This window comes from Streptomyces lacrimifluminis (assembly GCF_014646095.1).
Taxonomy (GTDB): Bacteria; Actinomycetota; Actinomycetes; order Streptomycetales; family Streptomycetaceae; genus Streptomyces; species Streptomyces lacrimifluminis.
On sequence record NZ_BMMU01000013.1, the window covers coordinates 30,237 to 54,705 of the forward strand.

The 24,469-nt window shown below is 70.8% G+C and carries 19 protein-coding genes and 1 pseudogene; 4 read left to right on the forward strand and 16 right to left on the reverse strand.

Annotated features, from left to right (window positions below; translation table 11 throughout):
* Nucleotides 1–104 precede the first annotated feature (104 nt).
* The 9 genes from IEY89_RS20315 to hrcA form a co-directional block, all read right to left on the reverse strand.
* A complete protein-coding gene (locus tag IEY89_RS20315; protein WP_189148871.1) occupies nt 105–1,100 on the reverse strand; it encodes an adenosine deaminase in 996 nt (331 codons plus the stop codon).
* A 20-nt stretch (nt 1,101–1,120) separates the two neighbouring features.
* Nucleotides 1,121–2,029: a ribonuclease Z gene (locus IEY89_RS20320; protein ID WP_189148872.1), complete on the reverse strand. Its 909-nt coding sequence runs from the start codon at nt 2,027–2,029 to the stop codon at nt 1,121–1,123.
* 6 nt (nt 2,030–2,035) lie between these two features.
* Nucleotides 2,036–2,398: a histidine triad nucleotide-binding protein gene (locus IEY89_RS20325; RefSeq protein WP_189148873.1), complete on the reverse strand. Its 363-nt coding sequence runs from the start codon at nt 2,396–2,398 to the stop codon at nt 2,036–2,038.
* A 258-nt stretch (nt 2,399–2,656) separates the two neighbouring features.
* Nucleotides 2,657–5,890 (reverse strand): S41 family peptidase, encoded by a 3,234-nt coding sequence (locus IEY89_RS20330; protein WP_189148874.1) that lies wholly within the window; start codon nt 5,888–5,890, stop codon nt 2,657–2,659.
* Nucleotides 5,891–5,982: 92 nt separating this feature from the next.
* The gene (locus IEY89_RS20335) at nt 5,983–6,573 is read right to left on the reverse strand and encodes a hypothetical protein (RefSeq protein WP_189148875.1); all 591 of its coding nucleotides are present in this window, start codon (nt 6,571–6,573) and stop codon (nt 5,983–5,985) included.
* Between the two features lie 113 nt (nt 6,574–6,686).
* Nucleotides 6,687–7,448 carry a 16S rRNA (uracil(1498)-N(3))-methyltransferase gene (locus tag IEY89_RS20340; RefSeq protein WP_189148876.1) on the reverse strand — a complete coding sequence of 254 codons (762 nt, stop codon included), beginning with the start codon at nt 7,446–7,448 and terminating at the stop codon, nt 6,687–6,689.
* On the reverse strand, nt 7,445–8,521 hold the full coding sequence (locus IEY89_RS20345; RefSeq protein ID WP_189148877.1) for a nitronate monooxygenase: 1,077 nt from the start codon (nt 8,519–8,521) through the stop codon (nt 7,445–7,447). The genes IEY89_RS20340 and IEY89_RS20345 overlap by 4 nt, the downstream gene beginning before the upstream one ends.
* A 187-nt stretch (nt 8,522–8,708) precedes the next feature.
* Nucleotides 8,709–9,842 (reverse strand): molecular chaperone DnaJ, encoded by a 1,134-nt coding sequence (gene dnaJ, locus IEY89_RS20350; RefSeq protein ID WP_189148878.1) that lies wholly within the window; start codon nt 9,840–9,842, stop codon nt 8,709–8,711.
* Nucleotides 9,843–10,859 (reverse strand): heat-inducible transcriptional repressor HrcA, encoded by a 1,017-nt coding sequence (hrcA, locus tag IEY89_RS20355; RefSeq protein ID WP_189148879.1) that lies wholly within the window; start codon nt 10,857–10,859, stop codon nt 9,843–9,845. It abuts the gene before it with no gap.
* Nucleotides 10,860–11,148: 289 nt separating this feature from the next.
* On the opposite strand from hrcA, the gene IEY89_RS20360 reads away from it, so the two are divergent.
* Both IEY89_RS20360 and IEY89_RS20365 read left to right on the forward strand, forming a co-directional pair.
* Nucleotides 11,149–11,961 carry an MBL fold metallo-hydrolase gene (locus tag IEY89_RS20360; RefSeq protein WP_189148880.1) on the forward strand — a complete coding sequence of 271 codons (813 nt, stop codon included), beginning with the start codon at nt 11,149–11,151 and terminating at the stop codon, nt 11,959–11,961.
* Nucleotides 11,962–11,992: 31 nt separating this feature from the next.
* Nucleotides 11,993–12,814, forward strand: a complete 822-nt coding sequence (locus IEY89_RS20365; protein ID WP_189148881.1) for a DUF3097 domain-containing protein — start codon at nt 11,993–11,995, stop codon at nt 12,812–12,814.
* Between the two features lie 217 nt (nt 12,815–13,031).
* On the opposite strand, the gene hemW is transcribed toward IEY89_RS20365, so the two are convergent.
* Both hemW and IEY89_RS20375 read right to left on the reverse strand, forming a co-directional pair.
* Nucleotides 13,032–14,264: a radical SAM family heme chaperone HemW gene (hemW, locus tag IEY89_RS20370; RefSeq protein ID WP_189148882.1), complete on the reverse strand. Its 1,233-nt coding sequence runs from the start codon at nt 14,262–14,264 to the stop codon at nt 13,032–13,034.
* Nucleotides 14,265–14,337: 73 nt separating this feature from the next.
* On the reverse strand, nt 14,338–16,422 hold the full coding sequence (locus tag IEY89_RS20375; RefSeq protein ID WP_189148883.1) for a SpoIIE family protein phosphatase: 2,085 nt from the start codon (nt 16,420–16,422) through the stop codon (nt 14,338–14,340).
* Nucleotides 16,423–16,699: 277 nt separating this feature from the next.
* On the opposite strand from IEY89_RS20375, the pseudogene IEY89_RS40755 reads away from it, so the two are divergent.
* Nucleotides 16,700–17,019: pseudogene (locus IEY89_RS40755) on the forward strand (hypothetical protein); the annotation flags it as partial.
* Nucleotides 17,020–17,132: 113 nt separating this feature from the next.
* Here IEY89_RS40755 and IEY89_RS20380 read toward each other — a convergent pair.
* Together IEY89_RS20380 and lepA are read right to left on the reverse strand one after the other, a co-directional pair.
* Nucleotides 17,133–19,007 (reverse strand): AMP-dependent synthetase/ligase, encoded by a 1,875-nt coding sequence (locus IEY89_RS20380; protein WP_189148884.1) that lies wholly within the window; start codon nt 19,005–19,007, stop codon nt 17,133–17,135.
* Nucleotides 19,008–19,351: 344 nt separating this feature from the next.
* The gene (lepA, locus tag IEY89_RS20385; RefSeq protein WP_189148885.1) at nt 19,352–21,226 is read right to left on the reverse strand and encodes a translation elongation factor 4; all 1,875 of its coding nucleotides are present in this window, start codon (nt 21,224–21,226) and stop codon (nt 19,352–19,354) included.
* A gap of 296 nt (nt 21,227–21,522) precedes the next feature.
* Here lepA and rpsT point away from each other — a divergent pair, with 296 nt between their 5' ends.
* A complete protein-coding gene (gene rpsT, locus IEY89_RS20390) occupies nt 21,523–21,789 on the forward strand; it encodes a 30S ribosomal protein S20 (RefSeq protein ID WP_189148886.1) in 267 nt (88 codons plus the stop codon).
* Nucleotides 21,790–22,213: 424 nt separating this feature from the next.
* Here the strand turns inward: rpsT and holA are convergent, their stop codons facing one another.
* The 3 genes from holA to IEY89_RS20405 form a co-directional block, all read right to left on the reverse strand.
* Nucleotides 22,214–23,203 carry a DNA polymerase III subunit delta gene (holA, locus tag IEY89_RS20395; protein WP_189148887.1) on the reverse strand — a complete coding sequence of 330 codons (990 nt, stop codon included), beginning with the start codon at nt 23,201–23,203 and terminating at the stop codon, nt 22,214–22,216.
* A 118-nt stretch (nt 23,204–23,321) separates the two neighbouring features.
* On the reverse strand, nt 23,322–23,567 hold the full coding sequence (locus IEY89_RS20400) for a hypothetical protein (protein ID WP_189148888.1): 246 nt from the start codon (nt 23,565–23,567) through the stop codon (nt 23,322–23,324).
* Between the two features lie 49 nt (nt 23,568–23,616).
* Nucleotides 23,617–24,465: an arylamine N-acetyltransferase family protein gene (locus tag IEY89_RS20405; RefSeq protein WP_189148889.1), complete on the reverse strand. Its 849-nt coding sequence runs from the start codon at nt 24,463–24,465 to the stop codon at nt 23,617–23,619.
* Nucleotides 24,466–24,469: the final 4 nt, after the last annotated feature.

Consider the following 24,469-nt stretch of genomic DNA (forward strand, 5'->3'; position numbering starts at 1 on the left):
GCGCTCCCTGACGATGGTGCGGATCAGGCCAGTCTGCACCACACCACTGACAGCAACCCGTCGCTCCCGCCCCGGAACCCGCACGTGGCGCCTGCGGGAGACGGTCACCCCCCGAACTCGTACGCCTCCACCTCGGCGAGGTACCGCGCCCGGCGCTCCTCGTCGTGCTCCAGGAACGACGCGAGGAAGGAGTTCCGTGCCAGCTCCCGCAGCCGCTCCTCGCCCAGGCCCAGGGCTTCCCGTACGGCCCCGAAGTTGTCACCGACGTAGCCGCCGAAGTAGGCGGGGTCGTCGGAGTTGACCGTGCACAGGAGGCCGGCGTCGAGCATCGCGGGCAGCGGGTGCTCGGCCAGGACGTCGACGGCCCGCAGCCGCACGTTGGACAGCGGACACAGCGTCAGCGGCACCCGCTCCCGCACGAGCCGCGCGACCAGCTCCGGGTCCTCCATGCAGCGCAGCCCGTGGTCGATCCGCTCGACGCCGAGGATGTCGAGGGCCTCGGTGATGTACTCCGGCGGCCCCTCCTCCCCCGCGTGCGCCACCCGCCGCAGCCCCAGCCCGGCGGCAGCCTCGTACACCTCGCGGAACTTCACCGGCGGATGCCCGACCTCGGCGGAGTCGAGCCCGACCCCGGCGATCCGGTCGAGGTACGGCTTGGCCGCCTCCAGCGTCTCCATCGCCGACTCGGCGGACTCGTCGCGCAGGAAACACATGATGAGCTGAGTGGAGATGCCGTGCGCGGACTCGCTCTCCCCCAACGCCCGCCACAACCCGTCGACGACCGTCCCCATGCTCACACCCCGGGCGAGGTGGGCCTGCGGATCGAAGAAGATCTCCGCATGCCGTACGCCCTGCGCGGCGGCCCGCGCGAGATAGGCGTTCGCGAGGTCCGCGAAGTCCTGCTCGGTGCGCAGGACGGCCATGAGCTCGTAGTACAGGTTCAGAAAGGACTGCAGGTCCTCGAAGAGATACGCCTTCCGCAGCTCGTCGGTGTCGGCGTACGGCAGCGCGAAACCGTTGCGAGCGGCGAGCGCGAAGGCCAGCTCGGGTTCGAGGGTGCCTTCGATATGGAGGTGTAGTTCAGCTTTGGGGAGGGACATCAAAGAATCGTACGACCGGTTTACCGGCGTTTCGGAACCGGCACCCTCAGTAGGTCGTAGGCGACGGTCAGCTCCCCCTCGTACCCCGCCGCCCGCGCCTGCCGCTCGAACTCGGCCGGATCGGAGTAGCGCTGGCTGAAGTGGGTGAGGACGAGATGCCGTACGCCGGCCTCCCGCGCGACGGCCCCCGCCTGCCCGGCGGTCAAGTGCCCGTGATCGGCGGCGAGTTGCAGATCCTCGTCGAGAAAGGTCGACTCGATGACGAGCATGTCGCACCCTTCGGCCAGCGCGTGCACCCCCTCGCACAACCGGGTGTCCATCACAAAGGCGAACCGCTGTCCGCGCCGCAGCTCGCTGACGTCGTCGAGGGTGACGGAGCCGAGGGAGCCCTTTCGCTGGAGGCGTCCGACGTCCGGCCCCTTGATCCCGTGCGCGGCGAGCAGCTCCGGCAGCATGCGGCGCCCGTCGGGCTCGACGAGGAGATAGCCGTACGACTCGACGGGGTGCGAGAGCTTCCGGGCTTCGAGCCGATACCCGCCCGTCGTCGCCAGCACTCCCCCCTCCCCCGCCACCGGCGCCTGACCGATCTCGACGGTCTCGCGGTAGGCGGTGGCGTACCGCAGCCGGTCGAAGAACTTCTGCCCGGAGCGCGGATAGTGCGCGGTCACCTCGTGCGGGACACGGTCGAGGTTGACGCGCTGGATGACGCCGGCGAGCCCGAGCGAGTGGTCCCCGTGGAAGTGCGTGACGCAGATCCGGTTGAGGTCGTGGGCGGCGACCCCGGCACGCAGCATCTGGCGCTGTGTGCCCTCGCCGGGATCGAAGAGGATCCCCTCGCCGTCCCAGCGGAGGAGGTAGCCGTTGTGGTTGCGGTGCCGGGTGGGTACCTGGCTGGCGGTGCCGAGGACCACCAGTTCACGTGCGGACAAGGCCCGTTACCCCGGCGGCCACTGCAGGCCACGCCCGCCGAGGATGTGCGCGTGGGCGTGGAAGACGGTCTGGCCGGCACCGCTGCCCGTGTTGAAGATGACGCGGTAGCTGTCCAGCTTCTCCTCGACGGCGATCTCCCCGGCCTCGCGCAGCACATCGGCGGCGACGCCCGGTTCGGCGGCGGCGAGGGAGGCCGCGTCGGGGTGGTGGACCTTCGGGATCACCAGGACGTGCGTCGGCGCCTGGGGGTTGATGTCCCGGAAGGCGAGGGTCGTGTCGGTCTCCCGGAGGATCGTCGCCGGGATCTGCTTGGCAACAATCTTGCAGAACAGACAGTCGTCCTGCGGTGTCCCGCTCTCGTCCGCCATGCGTGTGCCTCCTCGCGCCGACCGTCATTACGTCGGCATCGTATCGAGCGCTCCTGACACTTCGACCCGCCCGGCCTTCCTGAACCGAGGCCCGCACCTCTAGCCCGTCTGGGGGTCCCCCCTCTGGGGGAGTTCGAGGGCGAGGCCCCTTCAGGGCCGACAGCGGGGGTCTGGGGGCGCAGCCCCCAGGAACGGGACGGGACGGGTGGGGGCGGCGGGGGCGAGGAACCCCACGCCCACCCCCACCCACCGCACCCCCTACAGCTCCGGCAACCCAGGCGCCGTCTTCGCAGGCCGCTCCTCCAGCGACTCCAGCGCCAGCCGAATCGCCTCGTCCAGCTGTACATCCCGCCCGGCCGCGTAGTCCTGCGGAGCCTGCACGACCTCCACATCCGGATCGACCCCGTGGTTCTCCACGCCCCACCCGTAACCCTCAAGCCAGAACGCGTACTTGGGCTGCGTGACCAGCGTCCCGTCGACGAGCCGGTACCGGCTGTCGATGCCGATCACTCCGCCCCACGTCCGCGTGCCGACGACCGGCCCGATCCCCAGCGCCTTGATCGCCGCGTTGACGATGTCCCCGTCCGACCCCGAGAACTCGTTGGCGACGGCGACGACGGGCCCGCGAGGCGCGTCCTCCGGATAGCTGTACGGCCGTAGCCCGCGCGGCAGGTCCCAGCCGACGATCCGCCGCGCCAGCTTCTCGACGACCAGTTGGGACGTGTGCCCGCCCCGGTTCTCCCGGACGTCGACGACCAGACCCTCCTTCGCGACCTCGATCCGCAGGTCACGGTGGATCTGGGCCCAGCCCGGCGCCTGCATGTCGGGCACGTGCAGATAACCGAGCCGCCCACCGGACTTCTCGGCGACGTACGCCCGGCGGTCGTTGACCCACGCGTGGTAGCGGAGCGGCTCCTCGTCCGCGAGGGGTACGACGACCACGTGGCGCGGGTCGCCGCCGCCGGACGGCGAGATGGTCAGCTCGATGGGCTTGCCCGCCGTACCGACGAGCAGCGGGCCGGGCCCGGCGACCGGGTCGACGGGCTGTCCGGCGACCGCGACGACGGCGTCACCCGGGCGCACCGCGACGCCGGGTGCGGCGAGCGGGGAGACGCCGTCGGGGTCGGAGGTCTCGGCGGGCAGGATGCGGTCGACGCGCCACAGGGGTGTGTCCTGGGGGCCGTCCTCGTGCCGGGAGATGTCGGCGCCGAGGAGGCCCTGCCGCTCGCCGTGGCCGCGTCCGCCGCGCGGGGTGACGTAGGCGTGCGAGGTGCCCAACTCGCCCTGGACCTCCCAGAGAAGGTCGACGAGGTCGTCGTGGGTGGCGACCCGGTCGAGGATCGGCCGGTAGCGGTCGAGGACGCCGTTCCAGTCGGTGCCGCCCATGTCCGGCCGCCAGAAGTTGTCGCGCATGATGCGACCGTTCTCGTCGTACATCTGCCGCCACTCGACGGCAGGGTCGACGCTCTGCCGTACGCGCGACAGGTCGACGGTGATGTTCGAGTCGCTCTCGTCGTCGTTCGAGGCGCGCCGGTCGCTGGGTACGACCTTCAGCTTGCCGTCGGTCCACAGCAGGACGCGTTTGCCGTCGCCGCTGACGGCGAAGTGGTCGGCGTCTCCGGCGAGGTGCTCGATGCGGTTCTGGGCGAGGTCGTACCGCTCCAGCTCGGTCTTGGGGTCGGGGTCGTCCGGGGTGGCCCGGGAGGAGCCGAGGACTCCGCGCACCGGGTGGCGCAGCCACAGGACGCCGTCCTTGGCGGCGCGCAGGTTGGAGTAGCGGGCGGCCTCGACCGGGAACGGCACGATGCGGTCGGCGAGCCCGTCGAGGTCGATACGGGTGGCCGGGGCGCCCTCGCTGTCGGGGGTCTCGTCCTTGTCCGGTGCCTCGAAGGGCCGCCCGTGCCGCTGTGGCCCGAAGGGCGAGGGCGTGGTCGCGGCGAGGGGGATGAGGTGCGGACGCGAACCTCCGACAAAAGCGAGGTCGAACACGTGCTCGTCGTAGACGGGGTCGAAGGACCGCGCCGACAGGAAGACGAGATGCTTGCCGTCGGCGGTGAAGGCGGGCGAGTAGTCCCGGAACCGGAGCGGCGTCGCCTCGGTCACCGACAGATCGGTGGTGTTGGCGATCTTGAGTTGACGCAGCGGACGCGGCCCCGGGTGGGACCAGGCCAGCCAGGCCGAGTCGGGCGAGAAGACGAGCCCGGAGACATCGCCGTCGCCGCTGCGGTCGACCTCGCGCACCTCCCCCGACTCCCGCTCGACGAGCAGGACGCGCCCGTCGTGGGAGGCGACCGCGGCCCGGCTGCCGTCGGGCGCCATGGCGAGGCCGAGGACGCGCCCGAGCTGCCCGGCGGCGAGCCGGCGCGGAGTGGTCCCCGGTGCGACACCGGTCGCCGGGGCGAACTCCAGCGCGTCGTCGCCCTCCGCGTCCGTCACCCACACGGCCCACTCCTCGCCGTCCACGCGGAAGGCGCGGGGCAGCCGGGCCCGTACCCCGTGCCCGGAAGCGAGCACCCGAGCCGGACCGGACCGGTGGGTGACCCAGTGCACGGACCCGCGCACCCCGATGGCGCTGCCGCGTCCGGTGTGGTCGGGCGCACCGGACCCGAACCACCGGGAGGCGCTGACGGGATGGGGCTGGAGGTCGACGCGCTGCCCGCCGAGCCGGATGTCGAGCCGACGCGGCTCGGCCCCGTCCAGGTCGTCGAGGAGCCACAGTTCACCGGCGGAGGAGTAGACGACCCGGCTGCCGTCGCTCGCGGCGTGCCGGGCGTAGAACCCGTCGATCGGAGTGTGCCGCCGCAGGTCGGCCCCGTCGGCCAGGGAGGAGTACAGCGCCCCGACCCCTTCGTGATCGGAGAGGAAGGCGATGCGCTCCCCGACCCAGACCGGGTATTCGAGGTTCCCGTCGAGATCGGCGTGCAGCCGTACGAACTCGCCGGCGCCTTCCCCGTCGCGGACGTCCCTGTCGATCCACAACTTGCCCGCCGTACCACCCCGATAGCGCTTCCACCAGGCCGCCTCACGCCCCATGGGAGCGGAGAGAAGAACGGTCGCCGGACCGTACGCGACATCGCCAACAGGCCCGTACGGCAGGACGGTTGCCGGACCACCGTCGAGGGGCACGGCCCGGGCCCAGGAGCGGCGCAGACTGGCCTGCCCCTGGGTACTGATGGCGAGGACCTGCCCGTCCGGTGTCCAGCCGCGCACCTGGGTCCTCGAACTGCCCCAGTAGGTCAGCCGGTTGGTGGCCCCGCCGTCGATCGGGGCGACATGCACCTCGGGTGCGCCGTCGCGGGTGGAGGTCCAGGCGAGACGGGTGCCGTCCGGCGAGATACGGGGATGGTTCGCCGGCACGTTGTCGGCGCTGACGCGCCAGGCCCGGCCGCCGTCGAGCGGGGCGACCCAGACGTCGTCCTCGGCGGTGAAGGCGACCAGGTCGCCGTGCAGATGCGGAAACCGGAGATACGCAGGCGAAGAGGGCTGAGTCACCCGATCACCCTAGGCAACGAGCACGCCTCCGGACAGGGGTTTGGATCACTTGATGCACAACCCACCGAGGCCCGGGCGCTCTGTTGACCCGCTCATTTGCCCTCGACGGGCAGGCAGTTCGGGTTCTCCTGGCACCAGATGGTCCTCGTCACGGTGACGGTCACGGTCGGCGCGGGCTGTCCGTCGTCCGGAGGCTGCCAGGTGACGGGTGCGGTGCGCGTCGGGGTGCTGGGCGCGTCACAGTTGCCGAGGCCGCTGACGCGGAACCACTGCTTGCCGTCGACCTTGGCGGTGAGGTCCCCGCGTACGCACCTGCCGTTGACGGCGCGCGTCACCTTGCCGGTGACGGTGATGTCCTTGCCGTCCGTCGTCTTGCCCTGGCAGTCGACGTCGGCGACGGGGATCTCGCTCGGCGTGGGCGAACTCCCGGACGTGGAGACCTTGTTGCTGTTGCTGTTGCCGCTGTCGACCGAGGCCGTGCAGGTGAGCCACTGGACGCCGACGTTCCGCCGCTCCAGCTCCTTCGTCGTCGTCTGGTCGGTGGTGTAGGCCACGGTGGCGGAACCGAGCCCACCGGGATCACAGGCGACGACACCCCCCACGACGGCCGCCACGAGTCCGGCCACCGCGACCGCCCTGCGGCGCCCGCGCGGCCGAGGCCGAATCCGCCTCAAAGCCACCATGGAAGGGCAGCCTGCCACCGTCCCGCCCCCCGCGGAAGGGTGTATGCGGACATGCGCGCAAGCAACTTCGCGAAGGATCGCCGGAGAACGAACTGCCGTACGAGGGAACGAGGTCAGGACCAGCGACCGGTACGGCCGAGCAACAGCGCCGTCGCGGCGGTACCGGCCGTGGAGGTACGCAGCACACTGGCCCCGAGCCGGTACGCCTTCGCCCCCGCCTCCTCGAAGAGGGCCAACTCCTCGGGGGAGACGCCTCCTTCGGGTCCGACGACCAGCACGATCTCGCCGGCGGACGGGAGTTGGGCGGTGGCGAGCGCGGCACTGCCGTACGCACGGTCCTCGTGCAGTACGGCGGCGAAGTCGGCCTTGGTGAGCAGCGCGGCGACCTGCTTGCTCGACGCGGCGTCCGCGACCTCGGGGAAACGCACCCGGCGGGACTGCTTACCGGCTTCCCTGGCGGTGGCCCGCCACTTGGCGAGCGCCTTCAGCCCACGATCCCCCCGCCACTGCGTGACGCACCGCGAGGCGGCCCAGGGAACGATGGCGTCGACGCCCGTCTCGGTCATCGTCTCGACGGCCAACTCGCCCCGGTCACCCTTGGGAAGGGCCTGGACGACGGTGATGCGAGGCGACTCCACCGCTTCCTCGACCACCACCCCGAGTCGCAGAACCAGTCGGTCCTTGCCCTCGGCGGCGATGACCTCGCCCTCCGCCCAGCGCCCGGCCCCGTCGGTGAGGACGACCGTCTCACCGGCCCGCATCCGCTTCACGGAGACGGCGTGGCGCCCTTCGGCCCCGTCCAGGACGTACTGCCCGCCACCGGCGGCGGCAAGGTGCGGGGGAAAGGTCTCGACGACGAAAACGGGAGCGGTCACGAACGCTCGCCCCCGTCCAGCAACACGGCCCGCGCAACCTCGATCTCGTCCGCCAACACCCTGACCAGTTCCCCCGCCGGAAGTTCGCGGACCATCCGGTGCCCCTGGCCCGCCCAGAGCGCCATGCCCTGCGCGTCGCCGGACGCGGCGGCCTTCTTGCGCAGCGGCGAGGTGAGGTGGTGGACCTCGGGGTAGGCGGCGGGCGCGTACGGGCCGTGCTCACGCAGGAAACGGTTCACCAGTCCCCGGGCGGGCCGGCCGGAGAACGCGCGGGTCAGCTCCGTACGGACGAAGAGGGGGTTGGTCAGCGCCTGCTTGTGCAGGGCGTGGGCGCCGGATTCCGGGGTGGCGAGGAAGGCGGTGCCGAGCTGGGCGGCGCACGCGCCCGCGGCGAGGACGGCGGCGATCTGGCTGCCGCGCATGAGCCCGCCGGCGGCGACGAGGGGAAGATCGACGGTCTCGCGGACCTGGGCGATGAGGGAGAGCAGCCCTATCGCGGACCCGTCCGTCTCGGCGTTGTCACGATGGGTGCCTTGATGGCCACCGGCCTCGACGCCCTGCACGATCACCGCGTCGGCCCCGGCCCGCTGTACGGCGAGGGCCTCCTCGGCGGTGGTCGCGGTGACCAGCGTGAGGGTGCCGGCGCGGCGCAGGGAGTCCAGTACGTCGCTGCTGGGCACCCCGAAGTGGAAGGAGACGACCGGGACCGGGTTGTCGAGGAGCACGGCGAGCTTGGCGTCGTAACCGTCGTCGCGTCCGCTGTCCGGGTCGCCCAGCTCGGTGTCGTACCAGGTGACCTCACCGGCGAGCTGATGGGCGTAGACCTCGACGGCGGCGGGCTCGGCGTGCTCGGGCTGTGGCATGAACAGGTTCACGCCGAACGGACGCCCGGTGAGCCCGCGCAACTGCTTGATCTCCTGGTACATCCCGTCCGCGGTCTTGTACCCGGCGGCAAGGAACCCGAGCCCGCCCGCTTCGGCGACGGCTCCGGCGAGCTGCGGGACGGAAACGCCGCCCGCCATGGGGGCCTGCACGATCGGGTGAGGGAAGAGATCGGTCAGCGCGGAGGACATGACGGCATGGTGTCACGTCCCCCGCACAAGTCCGAAACAGGCCTTACGCCTGACAGCCACCATCCAGCCCGTCCGGCGTTTGAGGACGAGCGCGTTCAGCGCGATGGGGGGTCTGGGGGCGCAGCCCCCAGGAACGGGATGGGCAGGGTAAGGGCGGCGGGGGCGAAAAACTCCCCCGCCCCCACCATCAGCGCCCGTTGAACGCGTCCTTCAACCGCGAGAACAACCCCTGCTGCCCGGGCTGGAACTGCCCCATGGGCCGCTCCTCACCCCGCAGCTTCGCCAGCTCCCGCAGCAACCGCTCCTGCTCGGGATCAAGCTTCGAAGGAGTCATGACCTCGACATGCACCAGGAGATCACCGCGCCCGCCACCCCGGAGATGCGTCACTCCCCGCCCGTGCAGCGGAATCGACTGCCCGGACTGCGTGCCCGGACGGATGTCGACCTCCTCCAGCCCGTCGAGCGTCTCCAACGGCACCTTCGTACCCAGCGACGCCGCCGTCATCGGAAGAGTCACCGTGCAGTGCAGATCGTCCCCGCGCCGCTGGAACTGCGCGTGCGGCAGCTCATGGATCTCGACGTACAGGTCACCGGCGGGACCACCACCGGGCCCCACCTCACCCTCACCGGCGAGCTGGATCCGCGTACCGTTGTCGACGCCCGCGGGAATCTTCACGGTCAGCGTCCGGCGCGAGCGCACCCGTCCGTCCCCCGCGCACTCGGGGCACGGCGTCGGGACGACGGTCCCGAACCCCTGGCACTGCGGGCAGGGCCGCGACGTCATGACCTGTCCGAGGAAGGACCGCGTCACCTGGGAAACCTCACCGCGCCCGCGACACATGTCGCAGGTCTGGGCCGAGGTCCCCGGCGCCGCACCCTCACCACTACAGGTGCCGCACGTCACGGCCGTGTCGACCTGGATGTCCTTGGTCGTCCCGAAGGCGGCTTCGTCGAGTTCGATGTCGAGCCGGATCATCGCGTCCTGGCCGCGCCGCGTACGCGACCTCGGCCCCCGCTGGGACGCCGTTCCGAAGAACGCGTCCATGATGTCCGAGAAGTTCCCGAAGCCACCGGCGCCGAAGCCGCCCGCGCCACCGCCCGCCTGCGAGAGGGGGTCGCCTCCGAGGTCGTAGACCTGCTTCTTCTGCGGGTCCGACAACACCTCGTACGCGGCGTTGATCTCCTTGAACCGCTCCTGCGTCTTCGGATCGGGGTTGACGTCCGGGTGCAGCTCGCGGGCGAGCCTCCTGAACGCCTTCTTGATCTCGTCCTGGGACGCGTCGCGGCGCACGCCGAGTACGGCGTAGTAGTCCGTGGCCACTTACGACTCCGCCAGGATCTGTCCGACGTACCGTGCCACTGCGCGTACCGCTCCCATCGTTCCCGGGTAGTCCATGCGGGTCGGTCCGACCACGCCGAGCTTGGCCACTGCCTCGCCGCCCGAACCGTAGCCGACCGACACGACGGACGTTGAGTTGAGTCCCTCGTATTTGTTCTCGTGACCGATTCGTACGGTCATGCTCGAATCCCCGGCCTCACCAAGGAGTTTGAGAAGTACGACCTGTTCCTCCAGAGCTTCCAGTACCGGCCGGATAGTGAGGGGAAAGTCATGTCCGAAGCGGGTCAGATTGGCGGTTCCGCCGATCATCAGCCGCTCCTCGGCCTCCTCGACGAGCGTCTCCAGGAGGGTGGAGAGCACCGTCGCGACCGTGCCCCGGTCCTCCACCTCGAAGGCGTCCGGGAGGTCCTGCACGAGCTGCGGAACGTCCGCGAAGCGACGGCCCGCGACCCGGCTGTTGAGCCGCGCGCGTAGATCCGCCAGAGAGGTCTCCCCGAAGGGCGCCGGGCAGTCGATCACCCGCTGCTCCACGCGGCCGGTGTCCGTGATCAGCACGAGCATCACGCGCGCGGGAGCGAGCGAGAGCAGCTCCACGTGCCGCACGGTCGACCGGGTGAGCGACGGATACTGCACGACGGCGACCTGCCGCGTCAGCTGGGCGAGCAGCCGCACTGTCCGCCCCACGACGTCGTCGAGGTCGACAGCGCCGTCCAGGAAGTTCTGGATGGCACGCCGCTCGGGCGCCGTCATCGGCTTGACGCCGGCGAGCCTGTCGACGAAGAGCCGGTAGCCCTTTTCCGTAGGAATGCGCCCGGCGCTGGTGTGGGGCTGGGCGATGAAGCCCTCGTCCTCCAGCGCCGCCATGTCGTTGCGGACGGTCGCCGGCGAGACCCCGAGGTTGTGCCGCTCGGTGAGCGCCTTGGACCCGACCGGCTCCTCGGTGCCGACATAGTCCTGGACGATCGCGCGCAGCACTTCGAGCCTGCGTTCACTGAGCATCGCGCACACCTCCAGCTGCTGTCGTCCCCTGTTGCGCCTACCCGGCCCTACCCGGCACCCGGTCTCCCGCCCGGGCCATCCTTCGGCTCTTCGGCCTTCATTGGCCTTCCCTGGCACTCTTCGCGTGCGAGTGCCAGAGTTCCCCGGCCCAGTGTACGGCTGTCGGGTACACCCCCGGCAAGGGCGGCCTGCGCCGATCTGCCGACGTGTACCGACCTGCCCTGCGATGTCGTGTCCGCAGCAACCTGTCCGCCCACTCCTCGGGCCCTCTCCGGGCTAGCGTCGCCGCATGAAGGTGACTTGGGAAGAGCCGAGGTGGGACGACCTGGGCTGGGAGCGCCTGGCGGCCGGGGTGGGCCGGTGCCGGCTGCCGGTCTGGGACTGCACGGTGGGGCTGGTGACCGGGCCGGGCGGCGCCCTGCTGATCGACGCGGGATCGAGCCTCGCGGAGGGCGCGCGACTCCGCCTGGAGGCCCAGAAGCTCGCCGGCCGCCGTGTGGACTTCGTCGCACTCACCCACCCCCACTTCGATCACGTTTTCGGGGCGGCGGCGTTCGCGGGTGCGCATGTCCTGGCCGCGGAGGGCACGGACGGCGCAGGGGCTGGAGGGGCTGGAGGGGCCACAGGGGGTGAATTCGGGAGAGCGGGGCGCGAGGCGTTGTGCGCGGACGCGGTGCGCAACGGGCTGGACGTCCGTGCCGCGGAGGAGGCGGCGGACACCCTGGTCGTCCCGCACCGACGCATCCGGGCGGATCTCACCGTCGACATCGAACTGGGCGACGGCCCGAAAGTCCTCCTGAGGACGGTCGGCCCGGGCCACACCCGCAACGACCTGGTGGTCGTCGTACCCGGTGCCGATGACGGCGACGACCCGACCGTCGTCTTCTGCGGCGACCTGGTCGAGGAGTCGGGCGAACCCCAGGCGGGCCCCGACGCCGTACCGTCGCACTGGCCGACGGCCCTCGACCGCGTCCTCTCCCTGGGCGGCGAGAACGCCCTGTACGTGCCCGGCCACGGCGCGGTGGTGGACGCGGCGTTCGTACGGGCCCAACGGGACACCCTGGCAACGCGTTTCGGCGTGTCGCGGGAGCCGGTGGACTGACGACACCGCCGCTTCTCCTATCGTCATGCGAATGCGCCAGTACTCTCCGGACCTGACCCCGCCGTGGAAGAAGCCCAAGCCCGTACCGCAGGTCCCCGCGGACCCGGGCCTGGTGGTCGAGGAGCCGGCTACGGGCTTCTGCGGCGCGGTGATCCGCTGCGAGGCGGGCACGGTCACCCTGGAGGACCGCTTCGGCAAACACCGCGTGTTCCCGCTGGAGCCGAGCGGATTCCTGCTGGAGGGCAGGACAGTGACCCTCGTACGCCCGTCTCCGGGATCGTCTTCTGCTTCGTCCTCCGTACGTCCGTCCCGTACGGCTTCCGGTTCGGTGGCGGTTCCCGGTGCCCGGGCACGGGTGGCCCGGGCGGGGCGGATCTATGTCGAGGGGCGTCACGACGCCGAACTGGTCGAGAAGGTGTGGGGCGACGACCTGCGGGTCGAGGGCGTGGTCGTCGAGTACCTGGAGGGCATCGACGACCTCCCCGCGATCGTGACCGAGTTCGCCCCGGGCCCGGACGCACGACTGGGCATCCTGGTGGACCACCTGGTGCCGGGCACGAAGGAGTTCCGGATCGCGCAGTCGGTGACGAGCGAACACGCGCTGGTGGTCGGACATCCGTACATCGACGTGTGGGAGGCGGTGAAACCGGCGTCACTGGGCATCCCGGGGTGGCCCCGGATCCCGCACGGCCAGGACTGGAAGACGGGGGTCTGCAGGGAGCTGGGGTGGCCGGAGAACACGGGGGCGGTGTGGCGGGCGATTCTGGCGCGGGTGGGTTCGTACCGGGACCTGGAGCCGGAGTTGCTGGGCCGCGTGGAGGAACTGATCGACTTCGTCACGGCGCCGGAGTAGCCCCAGTCGGTCTGTCGCCCCCGCCGCCCTTACCCCGTCCCATCCTCGGGGGCGCTGCCCCCGAACCCCCGCTCCTCAAACGCCGGAGGGGCTGACTATCCAGCCCGTCCGGCGTTTGAGGACGAGGCCCCGTTCAGGGCCGAAGCGGGGGTCTGGGGGCGCAGCCCCCAGGAACAGGATGGGACGGGTAGGGGCGGCGGGGGCGAAACCCGGCCCCTCAGTCCACGAGATCTCTGACCACCGCATCCGCCAGCAACCGCCCCCGCAACGTCAACACCGCCCGCCCCTCCCCATAGGGCCCCGCCTCCAGCAACCCCTCCCCCAACGCCCGCCCCGCAGCCACCAGCCCAGCGGAGCGCAACAGCGCCAACGGCACCCCCTCCCGCAGCCTCAGCTCCAGCAGGATCCGCTCCACCCGCCGGTCCTCCTCCGACAGCACCTCACGCCCCGCCCCCGGCGACCGCCCCGCCGCCAGCGCCCCCGCGTACGCCCCCGGATGCTTCACGTTCCACCACCGCACGCCCCCCACATGGCTGTGCGCCCCGGGCCCCGCGCCCCACCAGTCGGCGCCGCGCCAGTACAGCTCGTTGTGGAGGCACCGGGCAGCCCGCGAAGTCGCCCAGTTGGACACCTCGTACCACTCGTAACCCGCCGCGCCCAGCACCTCGTCCGCGATCAGATACCGGTCCGCGTGGACGTCGTCGTCGGTCATCGGAACCTCGCCCCGGCGGATACGCCGAGCCAGCTGCGTCCCCTCCTCCACGATCAGGGCGTACGCGCTGACGTGATCCGGCCCGGCCCCGAGGACGGCCTCCAGCGAGGACCGCCAGTCGTCGTCGGACTCCCCCGGGGTGCCGTAGATCAGGTCGAGGTTCACATGGTCGAACCCCACGGCCCGCGCCTCCGCCACGCACGCCTCAGGACGCCCGGGCGTGTGCGTACGGTCCAGCACCTTCAGTACGTGCTGTTGCGCGCTCTGCATCCCGAACGAGATCCGGTTGAATCCGCCCTCGCGCAGAGTGGCCAGATACCGCTCGTCCACCGACTCCGGATTCGCCTCCGTCGTCACCTCCGCGTCCGCCGCGAGGCCGAACTCGTCACGGATCGCGCCCAGCATCCGTACGAGATCGTCGGCGGCCAGAAGCGTCGGCGTACCGCCTCCCACGAAGACCGTGCGGACCTCGCGCGAGTCGTCGCCCAGGACCTTCCGCGCCAGCCGTACCTCGTCGATCAGGGTGTCCGCGTAGTTGTCGCGGGAGGCCAGGACACCGCCCGTGCCGCGCAGCTCGGTCGCCGTGTAGGTGTTGAAGTCGCAGTATCCGCAGCGGGTCGCGCAGTACGGGACGTGGAGGTAGAACCCGAGGGGACGGTCCGCGGCCCCGGCGAGCGCGGGGGCGGGCAGGGAACCGTCTTCGGGGACGGGTTCGCCGTCGGGGAGTGCGGAGGGCATGCCTTCCATTGTCCAGCACCGGCGGGGCGGCCCGCGCGACGGACCGGATGCCCTGCCCGGCCCCGGGCGCGAGTCACCCGCCGAGCGACTCCGCCTGGAGCACCAGCAGCGCCAGATCGTCCTCGGGCGGCTTGTCCCCGAACTCGTGCACGAGTTGGTGGATACGTTCCGCGATCAGCTGCGCGTTCAGTCCGGCGCAGCCCGCGAGGGCGGTCGCCAGCCCGTCGCCGTCGTCGAACTGACGGGGCCCGCAGCGCCGCTCGGTCACCCCGTCGGTGACGCACAGCAGGCTGTCGCCGGGCCGCAGCTCGAAGCTCCCGCTCGTGTACGTCTCGTCCTCGACGACCCCGAGCAGCGTCTGCGGTTCGGCGGCGGTACGGACGTCACCGCTCGCCCGGAGCACCAGGGGCAGCGGATGCCCGGCCGAGGCGAGAGTGCAGCGCACGCCTCCGTCGAAGGGCACGAGTTCGCCGTAGAGGAGGGAGAGGAAGCGGGTCTGCGGCCCCTCGCCGGGCCGTGCCGAAGCCAGGACACCGGGGACAGCCGAAGTGACCGAACCCGCCGGACCCACCACCCCCACCGGCACAGCGGGACGTCCCTCCGCCGCGACCAGCGCGCGGGCCGCCGCGTCCGCCGTCTCCGTGGCATCGTCGAGGAGCAGCTGGTTGAGGCGGTCGAGGACGTCGGCGACGCGGTAGCCCTCGCGGGCGAGCAGCCGCAGCCAGGGCCGGGCGAGACCGATCACCACGGCGGCCTCCGGACCCTTGCCCTGGACGTCGCCGACGGCGAAGCACCAGCGGCCGTCGCCGGCCGGGAAGAGGTCGTAGAAGTCTCCGCTGGGCCCGCCCTTGTCGACGGGTTCGTAGACGAGGGCGCTGGTGACGCCGGGGATCTCGGCGACGGCGCCGGGCAGCAGGCCGCGCTGGAGGATGCGGCTGATGGTGGCCTGGCGGGCGTACTGACGGGCGGCGCCGATGGCGAGCGCGACGCGGCGGCTGAGATCCTCGACCAGGCCGGTGACCTCGTCGGGAAAGCGGATCGTCCCGGCCCGACCGATGACCAGCGTGCCGAGCGGCCGACCGCCCGCGACCAGCCGGTAGGCGAGCGCGGAGCCGATCTCCGCGTGCCCGCCGAGCGCCTCGCCGGGCCAGGGCACGGTGACCGGCCCGGTCCTGGTGGTGTCGGGCGGGCGCGGCGGGTCCTTCTCCAGGGCGCGGCGCAGCTCCTCGATACGGTCCTCGCTGCCGTGCCAGACCCGGGCGAGCCGCGGCCCCGGCCCGGTGTGCCCCGCGTCCCCGCCTACGCCTCCGTCGCCCCAGCTTCCGCGTCCCATGGACTCGTCCTCCAGCCACACCGCGCACCAGTCGGCGAGGCGCGGCACGAGGAGCTGTCCGGTGAGCGCGGCGACGAGGTCCTCGTCGAGCTGCCCGGCGAGCAGGTCCGAGGCCTCCGCGAGGAAGGAGAGGGCGCCGTGATCGAGCCACTCCTGATCACCTGGGCTGCGCTGCGGCTCGGGGGCGAGGATCTCGGCGACCCGTAACCCGTGCCCGAGGGCCTGTGTGCCGGCGTACGCGTCCAGGTCGTCGTCGACCGTCATGCCTTCGGCGGGGAGCCGCGCCCAGACCGTCTTGATGCCGGTGCGATAGGTGACCCCCCAGGCCTCGGAGAGTAGGGAGACGAGGCGAAGGCCACGCCCGTACTCCGGTATCTCGTACGGCAGTTCGACGCTACCGTCCCGGGGCGCGCGGGAGGGATGGTGATCGGACACCTCGACGACGAGCGCGACGCCGACCTCCCCCTCTCCCTCCCCCTCCTCACCCCTCTCGCTCTCCTCCGGCTCTCCCGACGCCTCCAGGCGGCACTGCAGTTCCACGTCCGTCCCCGCGTGGACGACGGCGTTGGTGACGAGTTCGCTGACGACTACCATGGCGTCGTCGGTGAGCCGGTCGGGCAGCGAGGCGGCGCCTGGCAGCCCGAGCCTGGCCCATTCGGCGAGGGCGGCGCGTACGAGGCCCCGGGCGACGCCGGGCGCGAGGGGGCCGCCGCCGAGCGTGGCGTGGGCGACCGCGCGCCGGTCCGCACCCCGACGCGCGGGCGTGCCGGGCGCGCGGGACGGCGCACGGGGCGCGGTCTCCCGTTGCGTCGGAATGACCCCCATGGGCAGCTCCCCGGGCAGTTCGTACGAATACACCTCAGTGGACGCGGACAGAGTGACAGACCGACCACGCCCATGAGCGCCGAGTGACGAAGTGGGCCGCCATGGGTGAGAACAGTGCTACGGAAGTGCTCGAAGACGGACAGATTCGGGCATCCGATCCGCGTCCACCGCTCACCGGGACGGCAGCGGCCCGGCCGACGACTTCACCGAGGTGGCGGAAACCGGCCCGGTCCAACCAGATCATGGACCGCAACCCTCAACCCACAACCCGCATGGCGCCCTCGCGCCCAGGGCGGCGAACGCGGCACGCGTACGGGACGCGGTGCCCGACGGCCATCCGGCCCAGCGGACGATCCGCACGACGGGAAACGGGAGCTGCGCGGTGATCTGCGCCGGCTCAGCCTGATCGTGCACAAGGTGGTCGACCAGGTGCCGTCGTCCACCGGCGAGGTGCCCCGGACCGCGCGAGGTCGGTACGGCGGGGCGGCTCGGCGGACGCGCCAAGGTGCAGGGCCTGTCGGGCAGTTGGCGGGACACGGCCCCGAAGCGGTCAACGCGACGGCGTCCCGGCTGACCGCGCAGGCCCGAGACCGCGCCGGCCCGTAACCGCGCCGCCCGTCCGGACCTCAGGGGCGCAGGGAACCGGCGATCAGCCCCAGCGAGCGCCGCCGCAGCCGCCGCCGGTCCCCCACACCCCCTGTGCGAACGCGCTACGCCTCCCGCGCCCCCGCGTACATCTCATCGATCAGATGCTTGTACTCCCGCTCGACAACCGGTCGCTTCAACTTCAGACTCGGCGTGATCTCCCCGTGCTCGATGTCAAGATCCCGCGGCAGCAGCCGGAACTTCTTGATGGTCTGCCAGCGCTGAAGCCCTCCGTTGAGCTCCTTGACGTACCCCTCGATGAGAGCCACCGTGCCCGGCGCGGCGACAACCTCCGCGTACGACTTCCCGTCGAGCCCGTTGTCCTTCGCCCAGCCCAGGATGGACGGCCCGTCGAGCGCGATGAGGGCCGTACAGAAGTTCCGGTCGGCGCCGTGGACCAGGATGTTGGAGACGTACGGGCAGACCGCCTTGAACTGCCCCTCGACCTCGGCGGGCGAGATGTACTTGCCGCTGGACGTCTTGATCAGGTCCTTCTTGCGGTCGGTGATCCGCAGATAGCCGTCCGGCGACAGCTCGCCGATGTCACCGGTGTGGAACCAGCCGTCGGACTCCAGTACCTCGGCGGTCTTCTCGGGCAGGCCGTGGTAGCCCTCCATAATGCCGGGCCCGCGCAGCAGGATCTCGCCGTCGTCCGCGATGCGCACCTCCGTGCCGGGCACCGGCTTGCCGACCGTACCGGTGCGGTAGGCCTCGCCCGGGTTGACGAAGGAGGCGGCGGAGGACTCGGTGAGGCCGTAGCCCTCCAGGATGTGGATGCCGGCGCCGGAGAAGAAGAAGCCGATCTCGGGTGCGAGGGCTGCCGATCCGGAGACACAGGCGCGCAGGTTGCCGCCGAAGGCCTCGCGGATCTTGGCGAACACGAGCGCGTCGGCGACCTTGTGCTTCGCGGAGAGCGCGAAGGGCACGGAGGCGGTACCGGTGCGCCGGAAGTTGTCCTGGCTGACCTTGGCGTACTCGCGGGCGACTTCGGAGGCCCACTGGAAGATCTTGTACTTGGCGCCACCACCGGCCCGCGCCTTGGCCGCGACCCCGTTGTAGACCTTCTCGAAGATGCGCGGCACCGCGGCCATGTACGTCGGCTGCACGACCGGAAGATTCTCGATGATCTTGTCGACGCGGCCGTCGACGGCCGTGACGTGCCCGACCTCGATCTGGCCGGAGGTCAGCACCTTGCCGAACACGTGGGCGAGCGGCAGCCACAGGTACTGGACGTCGTCCGCGCCGACCAGCCCGGTCGCGGCGATCGCCTTCGCCATGTACGACCAGTTGTCGTGCGGCAGCCGGACCCCCTTGGGGCGGCCGGTGGTGCCGGAGGTGTAGATGAGGGTCGCGAGCTGGTCCTTCGTGATGGCCCCGACCCGCTCCTTGATCAGGTCCGGGTTCTTCTCCAGGTACGCGGCACCGCGCTGCTCCAGCTCGGCGAGGGTGAGCACCCCCTCGCCGCTCTCGACTCCGGCCGGGTCGATGACCACGACATGGGTGAGTTCGGGCAGCTCGGCGCGCTTCTCCTGCACCTTGGCGAGCTGGGTCACGTCCTCGGCGATCAGCACCTTGCTGGCCGAGTCGGAGAGGATGAAGGCCGACTCGTCGGCGTTGGTCTGCGGATACACCGTGGTCGTGGCGGCGCCGGCGCACATGATGCCCAGGTCACCGAGGATCCACTCGACGCGGGTCGCGGAGGCGAGCGCGACGCGCTGCTCCGGCTGCACGCCCAGTTCGATGAGGCCGGCGGCGATGGCGTAGACCCGCTCGGCGGCCTGTGCCCAGGTCAGCGACTTCCATTCGTCGGGGCCCTCACCCGCGGCCGGCGGCACCGGATAGCGGTAGGCCTCGGCGTCCGGCGTGGCAGCCACGCGATCCAGGAAAAGACCGGCGACGGACGGCGGACGGTTCTCGATCAAAGTCTGTGTGTCGCTCACGACATCCTCCGGGGCCCGCGGCAGTGCGGCGGCTGGCTCATTTGCGGCTGTTGTTACTGCGTCTTCCCGGGGGACGAACCCCGGACCCCCAGCAGAAAAGCAGGTCAGCAGGGCGCGACCGACCTGCACATCACGAGGCGAAACCTGAGTGACTCGCGAGTAACTACCGAGCAGAGATCAGAGTAAGGGGCGACCGCCCGGCGCGTAAGGGGCGACGGCCTGTCACTTCCTACAGAGAGCGACTGTTCGCTCCCCCAGGCCCGACGGTACGCATACGAAGGGGGACCCGCCGCGTACTCACGCGGCGAGCCCCCGTTCTCCCGATTCCCACGAGTGGGCGTCGGCTACTTCTTGCCCTTGCCCGACCCCGCGTTCTCGTCGCTCGACAGGACGGCGATGAAGGCGTCCTGCGGAACCTCCACAGAGCCCACCATCTTCATCCGCTTCTTGCCCTCCTTCTGCTTCTCCAGCAGCTTCCGCTTACGCGAGATGTCACCGCCGTAGCACTTGGCTAGAACGTCCTTGCGAATCGCGCGGATGGTCTCGCGGGCGATGACCCGCGACCCGATGGCGGCCTGGATGGGGATCTCGAAGGCCTGTCGCGGGATCAGCTCGCGCAGCTTGGCGACGAGCCGCACCCCGTACGCGTACGCCGCGTCCTTGTGGGTGACGGCCGAGAAGGCGTCCACGCGGTCGCCGTGCAGCAGGATGTCGACCTTCACGAGCTGGGCGTCCTGCTCTCCGGTGGGCTCGTAGTCCAGGGAGGCGTAGCCGCGGGTCTTGGACTTCAGGTTGTCGAAGAAGTCGAAGACGATCTCGGCGAGGGGGAGCGTGTAACGGATCTCGACCCGGTCCTCGGAGAGGTAGTCCATGCCGAGAAGGGTGCCGCGGCGGGTCTGGCAGAGCTCCATGATCGAGCCGATGAACTCGCTGGGAGCGAGGATCGTGGCCCGGACGACCGGCTCGAAGACCTTGTCGATCTTGCCCTCGGGGAACTCGCTCGGGTTGGTGACCGTGTGCTCCTTCCCGTCCTCCATGATCACGCGGTAGACCACGTTGGGCGCGGTGGCGATGAGTTCGAGGTTGAACTCGCGCTCCAGGCGCTCGCGGATGACATCGAGGTGCAGCAGGCCGAGGAAGCCGACGCGGAAGCCGAAACCGAGGGCCGCGGAGGTCTCCGGCTCGTAGACCAGGGCGGCGTCGTTGAGCTGGAGCTTGTCCAGCGCCTCGCGGAGGTCGGGGTAGTCCGAGCCGTCCAGCGGGTAGAGGCCCGAGAAGACCATCGGCTTCGGGTCCTTGTACCCGCCGAGAGCCTCGGTGGCGCCCTTGTCCTTGCTGGTGATGGTGTCACCGACCTTGGACTGACGGACGTCCTTCACGCCGGTGATGATGTAGCCCACCTCGCCGACGCCGATGCCGTCGGCCGGGGTCATCTCGGGGGACGAGACGCCGATCTCGAGGAGCTCGTGGGTGGCGCCGGTCGACATCATCTTGATGCGCTCGCGCTTGTTGAGCTGGCCGTCGATGACACGGACGTACGTGACCACGCCCCGGTAGGAGTCGTAGACCGAGTCGAAGATCATCGCGCGGGCCGGGGCGTCCTTGACCCCGACCGGGGCCGGGACGTCGCGGACGACCCGGTTCAGGAGCGCGTCCACGCCGATGCCGGTCTTCGCCGAGACCTTGAGCACGTCCTCGGGCTGGCAGCCGATGAGGTTGGCGAGTTCCTCGGAGAACTTCTCCGGCTGGGCGGCCGGCAGGTCGATCTTGTTCAGCACCGGGACGATGGTGAGCTCGTTCTCCATCGCCAGGTAGAGGTTGGCGAGGGTCTGGGCCTCGATGCCCTGAGCGGCGTCGACCAGGAGAACGGTGCCCTCACAGGCCGCGAGCGACCGCGAGACCTCGTACGTGAAGTCGACGTGACCCGGGGTGTCGATCATGTTCAGGATGTGAGTCCCGGCCTGACCGTCCCCGTCGGTCGGGGCCCACGGCAGGCGCACCGCCTGGGACTTGATCGTGATGCCGCGCTCGCGCTCGATGTCCATGCGATCGAGGTACTGGGCGCGCATCTGCCGCTGGTCGACCACTCCGGTCAGCTGGAGCATCCGGTCGGCGAGCGTGGACTTGCCGTGGTCGATGTGCGCGATGATGCAGAAGTTGCGGAGCAGCGCCGGGTCGGTACGGCTCGGCTCGGGCACATGGCTAGGGATCGCGGGCACGCAGGGTCCTGATTCTTGAGGCGTCCGCAGTGTCTGCGGTCTCGGGTCGGATCGATACGTAGGCTCCATCGTCCCACGGGCGGGGACCGGGGACCGGTTTGGATGGTTTCGCGCGGTCCGCGCGGGGGCCCGGCAGCCGGATTGGGCTGTCCGGAAGGTGGCTGGTAGCCTGGGTCGCTGTGTCTCATGCCCTCTCAGCAGGAGACACAGGTGCGGTCAAACGCAGTGCAACAAAGAAGCAATCAAACGGCGTATGAGGCATGCCCTCGTGCGCCTGAACCTGAAAAGGCTCATTCGTGGCGAACATCAAGTCCCAGATCAAGCGGATCAAGACCAACGAGAAGGCCCGGCTGCGCAACAAGGCCGTCAAGTCCTCCCTGAAGACCGCGGTCCGCAAGGCCCGCGAGGCCGCTGCCGCGGGTGACGTCGAGAAGGCCACCGAGGCTCAGCGCGCTGCCGCGCGTCAGCTCGACAAGGCCGTCGCGAAGGGCGTCATCCACAAGAACCAGGCCGCCAACAAGAAGTCGGCGCTTGCTTCCAAGGTCGCCTCCCTCAAGGGCTGAACCTCTCTTCGGTTGATCTGATCCAACCGCCGGAAGGACCCAGCGGGCCCTCTCTCCCGCTCCCACCGGCACCCAGGCTCCACGCACGACCTGCGTTCGCCACGCGGGCGTGAAGCCAAGCAGAACGTTCCGCCCGAAGGCCCCGCCCACTGTCCTACCCCAGGACAGCGACGGGGCCTTCGGCATGAACCGGACACAGGGGCCTTCGGTATGCCCTGGACAGTGCCCTTGCAGCGTCGGCCAGCACCCTTTTCAGCCCGTCCGGCACCTTTCAGCCCGTCCGGCACCTTTCAGCCCGTCCGGCGTCTGAGGACGAGGCCCCTTCAGGGCCGACAACGGGGGCCTGGGGGCGGCAGCCCCCAGGACGGGATGGGACGGGTAGGGGCGGCGGGGGCGAAACCCCCACCCCCTCACCCCCACGCCCTTACCCCCGCCCCCGAGACCGAGCCGCCCGAGCAATCACCACGACCGCCTTCTCCAACGCGTACTCGGGGTCGTCCCCGCCCCCCTTCACCCCCGCGTCGGCCACGGCAACCGCCCGCAACGCCTCAGCGACCCCGTCCGGAGTCCACCCCCGCATCTGCTGCCGCACCCGGTCGATCTTCCACGGCGGCATCCCCAGCTCCCGCGCAAGATCCGCCGGCCGTCCACCCCGCGCGGAGGACAGCTTCCCGATCGCCCGCACCCCCTGCGCCAACGCACTGGTGATGAGCACCGGCGCGACCCCGGTCGACAACGACCACCGCAACGCCTCCAGCGCCTCAGCCGCCCGCCCCTCGACAGCCCGGTCGGCCACCTCGAAGCTCGACGCCTCGGCCCTCCCCGTGTAGTACCGCCCGACCACGGCCCCGTCGATCGTCCCCTCGACATCCGCGACGAGCTGGGTCACCGCGGACGCCAGCTCCCGCAGATCACTCCCGATCGAGTCGACGAGCGCCTGGCACGCCTCGGGCGTTGCCGATCTCCCCGTCACCCGGAACTCCGACCGCACGAACGCCAGCCGATCCGCCGGCTTCGTCATCTTGGGACACGCCACCTCCCGCGCCCCCACCTTGCGCGCCGCGTCGAGCAGCCCCTTGCCCTTGACTCCCCCCGCGTGCAGCAGCACGAGGGTGATCTCCTCCGCGGGCGCCCCGAAGTACGCCTTCACGTCCTTGATCGTGTCGGCCGACAGATCCTGCGCGTTGCGCACGACCACGACCTTGCGCTCCGCGAAGAGCGACGGACTGGTCAGCTCGGCCAGCGTGCCCGGCTGCAACTGGTCCGAGGTCAGGTCCCGTACGTCCGTGTCGGCGTCGGCGGCCCGGGCGGCGGCCACCACCTCCTGCACCGCGCGGTCGAGCAGGAGGTCCTCCTGGCCCACGGCAAGCGTGACGGGGGCGAGAGGGTCGTCATGTGCGCTCTTCTTGGCCATCCCCGAAAGCATCCCACGAGCCACTGACAACGCCGCCGCCCACCAAGCCCACCGACGCCTCCGGCAGACCGACACGGCAACCGCTACGGCGGCTACGGCGGCTACGGCTCCACACGAACTACGGCTCCTCCCGCCATCCCTCCCACTCCCCCGCGAACTCGTCCAGCTCCTTCGGATCCAGCCGCCCCACCTCGTCCCGCAGCACCACGAGCCACTGCGCGTCCTCCGCGTCGTCCTCACCGGCCAGCGCGTCCCGTACGAGCTGCGGCTCCTCGTCGAGGCCGAACCGGTCACGCAGCGCCTCCACCACGTCCTCGGCGGCATCACGGTCGGGCAGCACAAGCACATGTCTCACATCGCTCACGCAGCCATTTTCCGCTACTCCGAAGCTTGGTCCAGTCGCTGCAGCCGCCTCAGTCGCCCCTGCCCGATCCCCGAATCGTCGGCACACCCGGCAGTTCGACCCCGAACCGCTCCCGGTACACAGCGAGCACCTCGCTGTCCGCCCCCAGCTCCCCCAGCTCCCTCACCTCCCTCTGCCCGTCTGGGGCCGTCACCGTGAGACTCCGGCCGCTGAGCGTGATCCGCCCGCCGTCCTCCGTGACCCGCGAACAGACCAGGGACCGCGTGAAGTGGGACTCCGGCGAGGTGCTGTGCCACCAGGCCCCCGCCACGAAGTCCCCGAGCACACGTGGCCGCAGCTCCAGCCGGTAACAACGACGGCCGTCCCGGACCACATCCAGGTCGCCGGAGTCCCCGCCCACTCCGCCTCCCCGTACACCCGCCCCGTCCGCCCCCGCCTCGACGATCCGGAACGTACCGCCCGGATCCTCCTGCTCGCCCCGCTGCCCGATCGCCAGCGGACAGTGGCTGTGCGCCCCGAAGCCCACGTCGACCAGCCAGTCGCCGCCGTCCCCCGTCCGCACCCGCAGCGCGAGATGGTCGTAGGGGATCCCGAGCCGCTCCCCGTCGCCGTACACCCGCGCCGCGAGCAACGTGACGTCGAAGCCCAGCGCCGTGAGCAACGCACCGAAGACACCGTTCAGTTCGTAGCAGAACCCGCCCCGACGGGCGCCCACCACCTTGTCGAACAGCCGGTTCTCCTCCAGGGCGATGTCCTCACCGAGATGGATCGAGAGGTTCTCGAAGGGCACCGACACCAGGTGCCGCAGTTGCAGCTCGCGCAGTACACCGGGAGTGGGCGACGCCGGGCGCTCGGCGCCCAGCCGACGGAGGTAGGCATCAGCCTGTGCGGAGTTCATGGCC

Bases quoted from the DNA above. Each gene is read 5' to 3' on its own strand.
- holA (WP_189148887.1), bottom strand. From the start codon at position 23,203: ATGGCCAAGAAGAGCGCACATGACGACCCTCTCGCCCCCGTCACGCTT.
- hrcA (WP_189148879.1), bottom strand. From the start codon at position 10,859: ATGCTCAGTGAACGCAGGCTCGAAGTGCTGCGCGCGATCGTCCAGGAC.
- IEY89_RS20325 (WP_189148873.1), bottom strand. From the start codon at position 2,398: ATGGCGGACGAGAGCGGGACACCGCAGGACGACTGTCTGTTCTGCAAG.
- IEY89_RS20360 (WP_189148880.1), top strand. From the start codon at position 11,149: ATGAAGGTGACTTGGGAAGAGCCGAGGTGGGACGACCTGGGCTGGGAG.
- IEY89_RS20405 (WP_189148889.1), bottom strand. From the start codon at position 24,465: ATGAACTCCGCACAGGCTGATGCCTACCTCCGTCGGCTGGGCGCCGAG.
- IEY89_RS20335 (WP_189148875.1), bottom strand. From the start codon at position 6,573: ATGGTGGCTTTGAGGCGGATTCGGCCTCGGCCGCGCGGGCGCCGCAGG.
- IEY89_RS20345 (WP_189148877.1), bottom strand. From the start codon at position 8,521: ATGTCCTCCGCGCTGACCGATCTCTTCCCTCACCCGATCGTGCAGGCC.
- IEY89_RS20315 (WP_189148871.1), bottom strand. From the start codon at position 1,100: ATGTCCCTCCCCAAAGCTGAACTACACCTCCATATCGAAGGCACCCTC.
- IEY89_RS20375 (WP_189148883.1), bottom strand. From the start codon at position 16,422: ATGGGGGTCATTCCGACGCAACGGGAGACCGCGCCCCGTGCGCCGTCC.
- hemW (WP_189148882.1), bottom strand. From the start codon at position 14,264: ATGCCCTCCGCACTCCCCGACGGCGAACCCGTCCCCGAAGACGGTTCC.
- IEY89_RS20365 (WP_189148881.1), top strand. From the start codon at position 11,993: ATGCGCCAGTACTCTCCGGACCTGACCCCGCCGTGGAAGAAGCCCAAG.